Origin of the sequence: Mesorhizobium sp. LHD-90 (assembly GCF_030929505.1) — a bacterium.
GTDB lineage: Bacteria > Pseudomonadota > Alphaproteobacteria > Rhizobiales > Rhizobiaceae > Kumtagia.
The window spans coordinates 228,550-240,149 of record NZ_JAVFVV010000004.1 but is presented as its reverse complement, the minus strand read 5'-3'; the positions used below and the strand labels follow the sequence as shown (position 1 = coordinate 240,149).

Annotated in this window: 14 protein-coding genes; 2 read left to right on the top strand and 12 right to left on the bottom strand. The window is 65.8% G+C overall.

Annotated features, from left to right (window positions below; genetic code table 11):
• Positions 1 to 18: 18 nt before the first annotated feature.
• Both RB623_RS07100 and RB623_RS07095 read right to left on the bottom strand, forming a co-directional pair.
• Entirely contained in the window at positions 19 to 621 is a 603-nt protein-coding gene (locus RB623_RS07100; RefSeq protein ID WP_308056076.1) for an ANTAR domain-containing protein, read from the bottom strand.
• Positions 618 to 1,913 carry a transporter substrate-binding protein gene (locus RB623_RS07095; protein ID WP_308056075.1) on the bottom strand — a complete coding sequence of 432 codons (1,296 nt, stop codon included), beginning with the start codon at positions 1,911 to 1,913 and terminating at the stop codon, positions 618 to 620. The genes RB623_RS07100 and RB623_RS07095 overlap by 4 nt, the downstream gene beginning before the upstream one ends.
• A gap of 465 nt (positions 1,914 to 2,378) precedes the next feature.
• Here RB623_RS07095 and RB623_RS07090 point away from each other — a divergent pair, with 465 nt between their 5' ends.
• Positions 2,379 to 2,786, top strand: coding sequence for a hypothetical protein (locus RB623_RS07090; protein WP_308056074.1), 408 nt, complete (start codon positions 2,379 to 2,381; stop codon positions 2,784 to 2,786).
• A 197-nt stretch (positions 2,787 to 2,983) separates the two neighbouring features.
• Here RB623_RS07090 and RB623_RS07085 read toward each other — a convergent pair whose 3' ends face one another.
• Both RB623_RS07085 and RB623_RS07080 read right to left on the bottom strand, forming a co-directional pair.
• Positions 2,984 to 3,400, bottom strand: coding sequence for a hypothetical protein (locus RB623_RS07085; protein WP_308056073.1), 417 nt, complete (start codon positions 3,398 to 3,400; stop codon positions 2,984 to 2,986).
• A 68-nt stretch (positions 3,401 to 3,468) separates the two neighbouring features.
• Complete coding sequence (locus RB623_RS07080) at positions 3,469 to 3,822, bottom strand: hypothetical protein (RefSeq protein ID WP_308056072.1); 354 nt, start codon at positions 3,820 to 3,822, stop codon at positions 3,469 to 3,471.
• A 275-nt stretch (positions 3,823 to 4,097) separates the two neighbouring features.
• Between RB623_RS07080 and RB623_RS07075 the strand changes: the two genes are divergently transcribed.
• Positions 4,098 to 4,667: a methylated-DNA--[protein]-cysteine S-methyltransferase gene (locus RB623_RS07075; RefSeq protein ID WP_308056071.1), complete on the top strand. Its 570-nt coding sequence runs from the start codon at positions 4,098 to 4,100 to the stop codon at positions 4,665 to 4,667.
• Between the two features lie 43 nt (positions 4,668 to 4,710).
• On the opposite strand, the gene RB623_RS07070 is transcribed toward RB623_RS07075, so the two are convergent.
• The 8 genes from RB623_RS07070 to RB623_RS07035 all read right to left on the bottom strand — a co-directional run bounded on the left by RB623_RS07070 (position 4,711) and on the right by RB623_RS07035 (position 11,449).
• Positions 4,711 to 5,226 carry a methylated-DNA--[protein]-cysteine S-methyltransferase gene (locus tag RB623_RS07070; RefSeq protein WP_308056070.1) on the bottom strand — a complete coding sequence of 172 codons (516 nt, stop codon included), beginning with the start codon at positions 5,224 to 5,226 and terminating at the stop codon, positions 4,711 to 4,713.
• 7 nt (positions 5,227 to 5,233) lie between these two features.
• Positions 5,234 to 5,974, bottom strand: a complete 741-nt coding sequence (locus RB623_RS07065; RefSeq protein WP_308056069.1) for a 2OG-Fe(II) oxygenase — start codon at positions 5,972 to 5,974, stop codon at positions 5,234 to 5,236.
• Positions 5,975 to 6,113: 139 nt separating this feature from the next.
• A complete protein-coding gene (maiA, locus tag RB623_RS07060; RefSeq protein WP_308056068.1) occupies positions 6,114 to 6,761 on the bottom strand; it encodes a maleylacetoacetate isomerase in 648 nt (215 codons plus the stop codon).
• 77 nt (positions 6,762 to 6,838) lie between these two features.
• Positions 6,839 to 7,525, bottom strand: coding sequence for an ABC transporter ATP-binding protein (locus RB623_RS07055; protein WP_308056067.1), 687 nt, complete (start codon positions 7,523 to 7,525; stop codon positions 6,839 to 6,841).
• Complete coding sequence (locus RB623_RS07050; RefSeq protein ID WP_308056066.1) at positions 7,522 to 8,271, bottom strand: ABC transporter ATP-binding protein; 750 nt, start codon at positions 8,269 to 8,271, stop codon at positions 7,522 to 7,524. The genes RB623_RS07055 and RB623_RS07050 overlap by 4 nt, the downstream gene beginning before the upstream one ends.
• The gene (locus RB623_RS07045; RefSeq protein ID WP_308056065.1) at positions 8,264 to 9,238 is read right to left on the bottom strand and encodes a branched-chain amino acid ABC transporter permease; all 975 of its coding nucleotides are present in this window, start codon (positions 9,236 to 9,238) and stop codon (positions 8,264 to 8,266) included. The genes RB623_RS07050 and RB623_RS07045 overlap by 8 nt, the downstream gene beginning before the upstream one ends.
• 8 nt (positions 9,239 to 9,246) lie before the next feature.
• A complete protein-coding gene (locus RB623_RS07040) occupies positions 9,247 to 10,167 on the bottom strand; it encodes a branched-chain amino acid ABC transporter permease (protein ID WP_308056064.1) in 921 nt (306 codons plus the stop codon).
• A gap of 151 nt (positions 10,168 to 10,318) precedes the next feature.
• Positions 10,319 to 11,449, bottom strand: a complete 1,131-nt coding sequence (locus RB623_RS07035) for an ABC transporter substrate-binding protein (RefSeq protein ID WP_308056063.1) — start codon at positions 11,447 to 11,449, stop codon at positions 10,319 to 10,321.
• Positions 11,450 to 11,600 lie beyond the last annotated feature (151 nt).

The following is an 11,600-nucleotide window of genomic DNA, read 5'->3' as shown; positions in this document are numbered from 1 at the left end:
ACGGCCGGAGTGGCGAGGTCAGGCGCGATGGGAACGGTCATCGTTCTCCTCCGCCGTCATGGCGACCACGCGCCGCGCCGCCTCCTCGATGCTGATCTGCCAGCTCATGGCCAGCGAGCGAAGCTGCTCGTAGGCGCGGCCGTCATCAAAACCTTGCGCCGACAGCGCCGCGACCGCCCGCACGATGGTCTGCCGCTCCGCCACGCGCGATTGCAGGGCGGAAATCTCTCCGGTCAGCCTGCGGCGGGCCTCAAAACTTTGGCGGGCGATCAGCAGCGCCGAATAGACGCCGGCATTGCCGACGGGCTTCAGCAATTGCGCGTCGGCGTTCTGCGATAGCGCCCATTCGATGCGGCCGGGAGCCTCCGAGCCGATCAGCGCGACGGTCGGCATTGGCGCCTGGCCGGGCAACCATGGGAACTGCTGGTCGAAGCCGAGGTCGACGTCGAAGAAGACGAAGTCGGCGGCCAGCGCCTCGGGCGGCAGTTCGGGCCAGCACGCGACGGCATCCAGGCCGATCGCCGCGAGCTGGCGGGCGATCGCCGTCACCGTCGCATGCGGCCGGTGCAGCACGAAGGCTTTCGCCCCGCCGAGATTGGGAATGCGCGGGGCGCGGCTCACGACACCACCTTCAGGCGCGGATGGGCGAAGGTCACCGCGCGGTCGTAATGCGACAGGTAGGGATCGGGAGCGACGCCTTCGCTGCGGCTGATCACCGCGAAGCTGTTGCCGGAAGCGATGCGGCCGATCTCGACCGGCAAGGTGGCGTGCTGGGTGCGCGGATCGATGGCGATCCCGCCAAGGATCGTTTCGAATCTGCGCGCCGCGAAGATGGCTGGCAGGTCGGCGAAGGCGGCGTCCGGCCTGGTTGCCAGCACCTTGGCCAGCACCTGCACCGAGGCATAGGCGGAGGCTTCGAAGGAGGAGGCGGGAGCGATTTGCGGTGTCGCAAGGTCCCCTTCACCCGCCCTCCGCTTCGCTCGGGCGACCTCTCCCCGTTGGGGAGAGGAGGTCGTCAGCGTCCTCGCCTCACCTTCAACTTGATCAGTTGATGGGGGCGCTAACCGTGCAGACCTCCTCTCCCCAGCGGGGAGAGGTCGCCCGAGCGAAGCGGAGGGCGGGTGAGGGGGAGCTTTCAGTTCCTGCCAAAAATACGGACCGGCCGAAAGATGGCCGTCGCCGGCCGCGCCAACTGCCGGCAGCTCGCATTCGCTGAGGTTGCAGGACAGCAGCGGGCAGCGCTCGGGGCGGAAATGCGCGTCCTCGCGGCCGAGTTGCGCATAGGCGGCGATGAAGGCGTAGGAGGACGTGCCGATCAGGTTGTTCAGCACGAAATCCGGTCGCGTGGCGCGGATCTCGGCGATCAGCCGGCCGATGTCGGTCTCGCCGATCGGCAGGTAGCGCTCGCCCAACACCTTTCCGCCGGCGTCGGCGATCAGGTCGCGGGCGACGCGGTTGGTCTCCCAGCCCCAGATGTAGTTGGAACCGAGCAGGAAACCGTTGGCACCGAAGCGCGGCACGACATGCGCCAGCAGCGGGACCAGATGCTGGTTCGGGCAGGCGTGCATGTAGACGACGTGGTCGTTGGCCTCGAAACCTTCATAGGGGCAGCCGTACCACAGCGTGCCGCCGAGTTTTTCCAGTACCGGAATGGTTTCCTTGCGGCTCCAGGACGTGGTGCAGCCCAAAATGTGGCGGGCGCGGCTGTTGCGGAGAATCTCCTCGCAAAGCACGGCGTAACGGTCGGTGTTCCCCAGCGGGTCGCGCTCGACCGGGACCAGTTCGATCTCGGAGGCCGGATCGGCGTTGAGATCGGCGATCGCCCTGAGCGCGCCGAGCCGGCAGGATTCCGAAATCAGGCGGTAGGTGCCCGAGCGGGAATAGAGCAGGCCGATTTCGACGCGACGCTTCAACGGTGCTTCCAGAAATGAAAATGCCCCGCGAGCCGGACGCCCTGAAACGGGCGAGGCTAGCGAGGCACGATTGCCGCCCGGCATCCGGGGCCGGTATTTTGGAGACAGCCTATCCTTCGAGCGCGGTCAGTCAAGGGGCGGGTCGTTTGAATTTCCGCTTTCGAGCCTTACCGGCCGTTTGTTCCGATCGAAAAGCGCCACAAAATATCGCGTCTCGATATCGGCACAACGATCACGCCGGGAAAGATTCTCGAACCCGGACCGATGGCGAGGAAGACTGAGCGTCTCCTGACGGACGGCTGTCGGGAAGACCGTGCTAAATCTCTCTTCCCACGGCCGCCGAAAATGAAAGGCCTTTTGACTATGACGATATCACCGTTTCTCGCCGCCCTCAGATCCGAAGCTCCGCCAGCCAACCGGGCGAAAGACATGGACCTTTATGGGTGGCTGATCGGAAGCTGGGAAATGGACACCGTCCGCCACCTCGACGACGGCACAACTGAGGAGACGACAGGAGAAATCCATTTCGGCTGGGTGCTGGAAGGTCGCGCCATTCAGGATATCTGGATAAGGCCCAAACGCCCTGCACCGTCTACTATGTATGGTACGACTTTGCGCATCTTCGATCCTGCCATTGGTGGCTGGCATATCATCTGGAGTGACCCGTTCAACCAAGACTACTCGCGCCAGATCGGGCGTGCCGAGGGCAAGGACATTATACAGATCGGCGATGACTCACGCGGCCTGAAAGCTCGATGGCGCTTTACCGAGATCACTGCCGACAGCTTCCATTGGATCGGCGAGGAAAGATCTTCCAATAGCGATCCTTGGCAAATCACCTACGAGCATTTTGCCCGCAGAACCAGTCCTTGATGCTTGGGACGCTGTATTGGCTGAAAGCGGCCCTTCCGCTTTCCACCCATTGCGAAGCTGGCGGAACACCCAAACCGGTCTGGTCGGCTTCGCCACAGGCAAGCATGGCTCCTTGCCGGCAGCACCTATCGTCGCCGCACCGCGGAAAAATCAGCGCGACGATCGATCCCCGGCTTGTGGCGTCCGGAGCGGTGCCGTCATGACGTATCGGGAGATTCCAGCGCGTAGACGGCCAGCGCATGGGCGTGTGCAAGAATCTCGTCGATCTCGCGGATGTTGCGGGGATGGATCGCGGTCGGGTCGTAGCGCGACAGCCGACCGCCGGGCGGACGGCCGCGCCGCAGCGGCGAGACGCGCCGGAAGCGGACCGCCTCGCGGCGTTGCTGGTTTTGCGCGCCCGCGGCGCGGGCTTGCCTGTCCCGCGTGCGTGCTGCGTCGTGGCGCGCCTTCCAGCGGGCAAAACGTTGTGCCTGTCCCGGCAGGTCGTCGAGTGCGCGGCCCAACGAGGCGAGGCGCTGGCCAAGACGCGTGGCGTCGACCGGATCGTCCGGCGACGGTGGCGGCGGCAGTGGGCGGAGTTGCGCGCCGAAATCGAGCGACATGATGCGCGGCACTGTGCGTGCCGGCACATGGCGGCGATGGAAGCGGAACGGACTTTTGAGCGGATCGAGCAGCGAGAGGTTTAGGACAGGCGGGCGGCGCGGAGCGCGGCTGCGCGCTTCGCCGCTTCGGCGCGAGCAAAATCGGCGTGCGACATGGTGACGGCGATGCCGAGGCTGCGCAGGATGGGCTCGATGCTTTTGGGTTTCGGTTTTCGCGGGCGAACCGGCGGCAGGACCACGACGAGACCACGCGCCGCCGCGATGATCAGGCGCCGGGCGGCGGATTCGGCCGGACGCAGCAGTTTGAGGATGGCGCGGTGGAGATGGCGGGGAAGAGTGGGTGCGTCGCCGGCCATCTCGGCCATGCCGACAAGCATGGCGAGCAGGCGCTTCAGCGCCTCCCAGTTCTTGTCGATCGCCGTACTTACCTCCATCCCACCGCCTCCTTCAGCACGGGCGACGACGATTATCGCTCCGTCGAGAGGGAGGGGGATAACTAGTGGGAAAATAATCCTGACAGATGCTGACAATGGCCGCTCTGTCGAGATTCAACACAGCGGACCCCGGCGTTTTCGAAAGATTGGCCGGCATGTTCTGCATGACGATGCCGTCGCCTGCAGCGCGCCAAAATACGACCGCCGGCAAGAATCGGGTTGAATTCGCACCCTCTCTCCATGACATCCTTGGCAGACGAAAAGGAGGCCATGAAATGGGCAGCCATCACTACACCATCTTCGAAGCCGCGAACGGTTTTTGCGGCATTGCCTGGACCAGCGACGGCGTCACGCGGTTCCAGTTGCCGACCCGGACGGCGGACGCGGCCGAACGCATGATGCTGCGCCGCCTGCCGGATGCCGCGGTCGCGGCCCCGACGCCGGAAATCGCCGAGGCGATCGACGCGGCAAAACGCTATTTCGCCGGCGAGACGGTCGACTTCTCCGGCATAAGACTCGATCTCGGCGACCAGGAAGCATTCTTCCAGCGGATCTACGACGCGCTCCGGCAGATCGGCTGGGGCCGCACCACGACCTACGGCGCGCTGGCGAAACAGCTCGGCGCCGGGCCGGAAGCGGCGCGCGACGTCGGCCAGGCGATGGCGAAGAACCCCGTGCCGCTGATCATCCCGTGCCATCGCGTGCTGGCGGCGGGCGGCAAGGTCGGCGGCTTTTCGGCGCCCGGCGGCGCGACCTCAAAAGTCCGCATGCTGGAACTGGAAGGCGTGCATATCGACCAGGCGGCCAAGCCCGCGCAGAAGGCGCAGCAGTCGTTCGGGTTCTGAGGATTTGGATGGCGCTTTGGGTGCGTCCTTCGAGGCTCGCCCGTTAACCTGAGCCCGCGCATTTTGCCTCGTGGTCGAGCAGCCAGCGTTTTCGTGCGATACCGCCGGCATAGCCGGTGAGGTCGCCATTGGCGCCGATCAGCCGATGGCAGGGGACAACGATGCTGAACGGATTGGCGCCGTTGGCATGGCCGACGGCGCGCGGCGCCGACGGCCTGCCGATGGCCGTCGCCAGCCCGGAATAGGTGAGCGCCCGCCCCGGCGCGATGCCGCGCAAGGCCCTCCAGACCTCTTGCTGGAACGGCGTGCCGCCGTAGCAGACTTCCATCTCGTCGATGGCGCCGACATCGCCGGTGAAATAGGCGTCCAGCGCGGCGGCACCAGAGACCGGACCGCTTTCCAGCCGGTAGCGGCCGGCGCCCAGCCGGCGGTCGAGCAGCCGGCCGAGCCGCTCCTCACAGTCCGCGAATTCCGCCGCCCGCAGCGCGTTTTCCGGATCGGCGACGAGCAGCATGTCGCCGAGCGGCGTGGCGATACGCTGGACGGTCAGGCTGAGCATTTCAGGGTCACCTCGCATCGTGAAAGATGATGCCGAGCGTATGCCGCCGGCCGGAGCGGATGCGGCTGACGCCGTGCCGCATGTTGACACGGTAGCTGCCTTTCGTGCCCTGCACCGGCCGGTTGTGCACGGCGAAGGCGACCGCGTCGCCCTGCCTCAGCGGCACAACCTCCGCCCGGCTCTGCATGCGCGGCCTTTGCTCGGTCAGCACGAACTCGCCGCCGGCAAAATCGCGGCCCGGCTCCGACAGCAGTACCGCCGCCTGGATCGGAAAGGCGAGGTCGCCGTAGAGGTCCTGGTGCAGGGCGTTGAAATCGCCCGGGCCGTATTGGAGCAACAGCGGCGTCGGACGCTTTTGGCCCGCCTCGTGGCAGGCCCGAAGATAGGCCTCGTGGTCGACGGGGTAGCGGGTCTTGTCGCCCATGCGTTCGTTCCATGCATTGGCGACCGGCGCCAGCCGCGCATAAAGCGCGGTTCTCAGTGCCTCGACGAGATCGGGCAACGGATAGGCAAAATAGCGGTATTCGCCCTTGCCAAAACCGTGGCGCGCCATGACCACATGGCTGCGGAAATGTTCCTGCGGATAGAGCGCGGCGATGGCGGAACACTCTTCCGGCGTCAGTAGCTTTTCGATCACCGCGCAGCCGAAATCATCCAGCTCGCGCGCGAGTGCCTTCCAGTCGTGACGGCCGACACGCGCCGCCGCCTGCGGGTTCCTGAACGACACGATTTTCGATGCGGTATTCATTTGGCGACCTCCTGCCTCGGCCGGCCCGCCGGCCGGCATCCGGGTCGAAGCTAAGCGGGACGCCCGCGCCCCGCCACCCGATTTGGGACGGTGTCGAAAGCGATCGATGGTTGCTTCGAGCCCGACAGGCCGGCCCTGTTCACTCCGCATCCGGCTGGTTTTCCGGCGCGGCGTCCCGGAAGACGGGAAGCGCGGCGCAAGCCTCGGCCACGGCGACGATTTTTGGAAAGGCGTCGAGTGGGACGGCGAAGCGGCGCGCATTGTAGACCTGCGGCACCAGGTAAGCGTCGGCGAGCGTGGGTTTGGCGCCCATCGCAAAGGGTTCTGGCTCGATCAGTTCTTCGATTGCCGAAAAACCTTCGGCGATCCAGTGCGCGTACCAGGCATCGACCGCCGGCTTGTCGCATCCGAGCTGGTTCCTCAAATAGTTGAGGGTGCTCAGATTGTTAAGCGGATGGATATCGCAGCCGACGATCGCGGCGATGGCCCGGCAGCGCGCCCGGGAAAACGGCTCGGCAGGCAGCAGCGGCGGTTCGGGAAACGTCTCTTCCAGCCATTCAATGATGGCCGACGACTGGATCAGGATTGTCCGGTCGTCGCCAATCGCCAGCGCCGGCACGCGGCGCTGCGGATTGATGGCTCGATAGGCGTCCGACAGGTGTTCCCCGCCGCCGCGCACGAGGTGAGCGGGTATCTGGTCGTAGGAGAGCCCCTTCAGCCGCAGCGCGATGCGGACGCGATAGGCGGCGGACGAGCGGAAGTAGTCGTAGAGGACAAGATCAGTCATGGTTTATTGCTCGCGCCTCCGACACGGGAAAAACATTGCGCCGCTTGAGACGTCGGCGCCTCAAGCCATAAAGCATCTCACACCCCCAGATACCGATCCTGCAATTCAGCGGTCAGCGCGGCCGGCGGACCGGAAAACACGGTGGCGCCTTTTTCCAGAACGAAGCAGCGGTCGGCGACCGGAAGCAGTTCGGACAAGGTCTTGTCGACCACGAGGATGGATTGCCCCCTGCCCTTCAGCGTGCGGATCGCCGCCCAGATGTCCTGGCGGATGACCGGGGCGAGGCCTTCGGTCGCCTCGTCGAGGACGAGCAGGCGCGGATTTGTCATCAGCGCCCGGCCGATCGCCAGCATCTGCTGTTCACCGCCGGACAGGGTGTTTGCATATTGGCCGCGCCGTTCGCCGAGGCGCGGGAACAGCTCGACGATACGGGTCACGGTCCAGTCGCCGGGGCGGGCAGCGGCGAGCAGATTTTCCAGCACGGTGAGGTTCGGAAAACAGCGGCGGCCTTCCGGCACGAGGCCGATGCCGAGCCTCGCGATGCGGTGCGGCCTCATGCCGGAGATGGGCTGGCCGCCGAAGCTCACCGTGCCGGTGCGCGGCCGCTCTAGCCCCAGGATGGAGCGGATGGTGGTGGTCTTGCCCATGCCGTTGCGGCCCATCAGGGCGACCACCTCGCCCTCGCCGACCTCCAGCGTCACGCCGAACAGCGCCTGCGAGGCGCCGTAAAAGGTTTCGAGCCTGGTGACGCCGAGCAGGCTCATACCGCATCTCCCAGATAGGCGCTGCGGACTGCTGCGTCGCGGCGGATGTCGTCGACCGAGCCGGTGGCGATGACGCGGCCATAGACCAGCACCGAGACGCGGTCGGCGAGCGCGAAGACGGCGTCCATGTCGTGTTCGACCAGCAGGATCGGCGCCTCGCGGCGCAGGCCGTCTAGGAATTTCGTCAGGTTTTTCGAGCCTTCCGGCCCCATGCCGGCCATCGGCTCGTCGAGCAGGAAGATTTTCGGCTCGAGCGCCAACGCCACGGCGATTTCGAGCTGCCTTCGCTCGCCATGCGACAGGCTTGCGGCGGGCACGTCGGCGCGGGCGGAGAGCCCGACGCGCTCCAGCATGGCGCGGGCCGGGTCGGTCAGCGCCCGGTCGCCCATCACGGATCGGAAGAAACGGAAGCTGGAGCCCTGCCGCGCCTGCACCGCCAGCATGACGTTGCGCAGCGCGGAAAATTCCTGCGCCAGCGACGACACCTGAAAACTGCGGCCAAGGCCGAGCCCCGCCCGCCCGGCCATGCCGATGCCGGCCATGTCACGGCCGAGGAAGCGGATGGTGCCGCTGTCGGGTGGGATCGAGCCGCAGATCTGGTGGATCAGCGTGCTCTTGCCCGCGCCGTTCGGGCCGATGAGGGCGTGGATTTCGCCGGGCCTGAGATCCAGGCTGACGCCATCGGTCGCCTTCAGCGCCCCAAAACTTTTGCGCAGGTCGCGGATCTCCAGCACCGGCTCAGCCATGCCGCGTCCTCCCCGCCAAAATGCCGAGCAGGCCGCCGCGCGCGAACAGCATGACGCCGAGCAGGATGAGGCCAAGAAAGAACTGCCAGCGCTCGGTGAGCCCGCCCAGTGTGTATTCGAAGAAAACGTAGAGCATGGCGCCGGCCAGCGGGCCGAGCAGCCGGTCCTTGCCGCCCAGCACGATCAGCACGATGAGTTCGCCCGACATCTGCCACGACAGCATGGACGGGCTGGCGAAGCGGTTGAGGTTGGCGAACAGCACGCCGGCCAATGCAGCGACCATCGCCGAGATGACGAAGGCGGCCAGCCGTATGCCGAAGGGCGAGATGCCGACGGCGGCGAGCCGCGTCGGGTTCTGCCGGCCTACCTGCAAGGCGGCGCCGAAACGCGAACCGCGGATCAGGCGGAAGAGAACAAGGGCTGCGGCCAGCACGGCAAGGCAGACCAGGAAGAAAGGCAACGGCTTTGCGGTGTTGACCAGCGGAAAGGCATTGCGCAGCGCCATCGGCAGGCCATCCTCGCCGCCATAGGCCGGCCAGGAGACGGCGAAATAATAGATCATCTGCGCGAAGGCGAGCGTGATCATGATGAAATAGACGCCGGAGGTGCGCAAGCTGATCGCGCCGATCGGCAGCGCCACAAGTGCTGCGACCGCAATGGCGACGAGCGCGATCACCGGCATGGACTGCGTTGCCGGAAGGCCGAAGACCAGCGGCTCCATGTTGAGGGCATGCGAAGCAAGGATGCCGGCGACATAGCCGCCGAGGCCGAAGAAGGCGGCATGGCCGAACGACACCAGCCCGCCGAGGCCGAGCGCGATGTTCAGCCCGGTAGCGGCCAACGCCAGGATGACGATGCGGGTGGCGAGCGTCAGGTAGAAGGGTTCGTCGAGGACGATTGCGGCTAGCGGGATCGCCGTCAGCAGCGCGACGATCAGGATGTTTGCGGCTGTCTCGCGGGCAGACATGGCGGCGCTCATGCCTCGGCCGAGAACAGGCCGCGCGGCCTGAGCGCCAGGATCAGCGCCATGACGATGTAGATGAGCATGGAGGCGAGTGCCGCCCCCGCCATGCCCGCCTGCGCGGCGGGCAGCATCAGCGCGAGAATTTGCGGCAGCAGGAAGCGGCCCATCGTGTCGACCACGCCGACCAGTATGGCGCCGACCAGCGCGCCCTTGATCGAGCCGATGCCGCCGATGACGATGACGACGAAGGCGAGGATCAGCACCGGCTCGCCCATGCCGACCTGCACCGATTGCAGCGCGCCGACCAGCGCTCCGGCGAAACCCGCGAGCGCTGCGCCCAGCGCGAAGACGATGGTGTAGAGGCTCGATATGTCGACGCCGAGCGCACCGATCATCTCGCGATCGGACTCGCCGGCGCGGATGCGCATGCCGAGCCGCGTGCGGGCGATCAGCCAGTAGAGGCCGACGGCCACCAGCACGCCGACGCCGATGATGGCGAGGCGATAGAGCTGGTACTGGCCGCCGCCCGGCAGCGGCACCGCGCCCTGCAGAAGCGGCGGGATGTCGAGATAGAGCGGAAACGAGCCGAACAGCCAGCGCGTGCCTTCCGACAGGATGAGGATCAGCGCAAAGGTGGCGAGCACCTGGTCGAGATGGTCGCGCGCATAGAGACGGCGGATGACCAGCATTTCGAGCAGCGCCCCGGCGGCGGCCGCGGCGGCGAGGCTGGCGGCAAGCCCGATCCAGAAGGAGCCGGTGGCGGCGGCGACCGAGGCGCAGGCGAAGGCGCCGATCATGTAGAGCGAGCCGTGCGCCAGATTAATCAGGCCCATGACGCCAAAAATCAGGGTCAGCCCCGCCGCCATCAGGAACAGCATGACGCCGAGCTGCAGCCCGTTGAGGAGTTGTTCGAGGAGAAGAGGAAGTTGCACGGCGGCTCGCGATTGGCGGTCCTTCTCCCCGTCTACAGGGAGAAGGTGGCGGCAGCCGGATGAGGGGCAGCGTCAAGCTAGCGCAGGTATGCTTCCGCCCCTCATCCCCCTGCCGGGACCTTCTCCCCGCACGCGGGGAGAACGAGGAAACTCACATCTTGCACTGCTCGGCGTAGGCGTCGCCGTGCTTCTCGAAGGCGGTGGCAATGATCTTGTTGGTCAGCGTGTCGCCTTCCTTCACCACCTCGCGCACATAGATGTTCTGGATCGGGTGGTTGTTGGTGTTGAAGGTGAAATCGCCGCGCACCGACTTGAAGTCGGCGGATTTCAGCGCGGCACGGAAGGCTTCCTTGTCCTTGACGCTGGCCTTGCCGAGCGCCGACAGGATCAGGTTCGCGGTGTCCCAGCTCTGCGCGGCATAGATCGACGGCAGGCGCTTATATTCGGCGACAAAAGCCTCGACGAACGCCTTGTTGGCCTCGTTGTCGATGTCTTTTGCCCAGCTTGCCGAGTTCTTGACGCCGAGCGCGGCGTCGCCGATGGCCGGCAGCACGTCCTGGCTGAAGGAGAAGCCGGGCCCGAGCACCGGGATGCCGACGCCCGACTGGGCATATTGCTTCATGAAAGCGATGCCCATGCCGCCGGGCAGGAAGAAGAACACCGAATCGGCGCCCGAGGCGCGGATCTGGGCGATCTCGGCGGCGTAGTCGGTCTGGCCGACCTGGGTGTACAGCTCACCGGCCAACTCGCCCTTGTAGTAACGCTTGAAGCCGGTCAGCGAATCTTTTCCGGCTGGGTAGTTGGGGGCGAGGATGAAGGTCTTCTTGTAGTCCTGGTTGGCGTATTGGCCCATCGCCTCATGAAAGTTGTCGTTCTGGTAGGCGACGTTGAAATAGTTGGCGTTGCAGCCGGCGCCGGCAAGCGCCGAAGGACCGGCATTGGGTGAGAGATAGATGACGTCCTGCGCCACGGCGTTCGGCACCACGGCCATCGCCAGGTTCGACCAGATGATGCCGGTGAGAAGGTCGACCTTGTCGCTCTGGATCATCTTGTCGGCGATCTGCACGGCCAGTTCCGGCTTCTGCGCGTCGTCCTCGACCACCAGTTCGATCTCCTTGTTGCCGGACTGCTTTATCGCCAGCGCGAAGGCGTCGCGCATGTCGATGCCCAGCCCCGCGCCGCCGCCCGACAGCGTGGTGATCACGCCGATCTTGACCGGCTCGGCATGGGCCGCGGCGGAGAGCGAGAGACCGAGCAGGCCGCCCGCGAGGATTCTTTTCATGTCATTTCCTTCCCAAAATGTTCCCCGCGCGCGTTTGCGCGTCTTGGTGGGGTGAATTTTTCAGAGAACGGGCGGGAGTTCAACCGGGGCACGGGAAAGGAAATGCGGATAATGCGCCCCCTCCACCACGCTTCGCGTGGTCCCCCTCCCC

Excerpts from the sequence above, each read along its gene's own strand:
- RB623_RS07090 (WP_308056074.1), top strand. The coding sequence starts at position 2,379 with ATGGACACCGTCCGCCACCTCGACGACGGCACAACTGAGGAGACGACA.
- RB623_RS07080 (WP_308056072.1), bottom strand. The coding sequence starts at position 3,822 with ATGGAGGTAAGTACGGCGATCGACAAGAACTGGGAGGCGCTGAAGCGC.
- RB623_RS07075 (WP_308056071.1), top strand. The coding sequence starts at position 4,098 with ATGGGCAGCCATCACTACACCATCTTCGAAGCCGCGAACGGTTTTTGC.
- RB623_RS07070 (WP_308056070.1), bottom strand. The coding sequence starts at position 5,226 with ATGCTCAGCCTGACCGTCCAGCGTATCGCCACGCCGCTCGGCGACATG.
- RB623_RS07065 (WP_308056069.1), bottom strand. The coding sequence starts at position 5,974 with ATGAATACCGCATCGAAAATCGTGTCGTTCAGGAACCCGCAGGCGGCG.
- maiA (WP_308056068.1), bottom strand. The coding sequence starts at position 6,761 with ATGACTGATCTTGTCCTCTACGACTACTTCCGCTCGTCCGCCGCCTAT.
- RB623_RS07055 (WP_308056067.1), bottom strand. The coding sequence starts at position 7,525 with ATGAGCCTGCTCGGCGTCACCAGGCTCGAAACCTTTTACGGCGCCTCG.
- RB623_RS07050 (WP_308056066.1), bottom strand. The coding sequence starts at position 8,271 with ATGGCTGAGCCGGTGCTGGAGATCCGCGACCTGCGCAAAAGTTTTGGG.
- RB623_RS07045 (WP_308056065.1), bottom strand. The coding sequence starts at position 9,238 with ATGTCTGCCCGCGAGACAGCCGCAAACATCCTGATCGTCGCGCTGCTG.
- RB623_RS07035 (WP_308056063.1), bottom strand. The coding sequence starts at position 11,449 with ATGAAAAGAATCCTCGCGGGCGGCCTGCTCGGTCTCTCGCTCTCCGCC.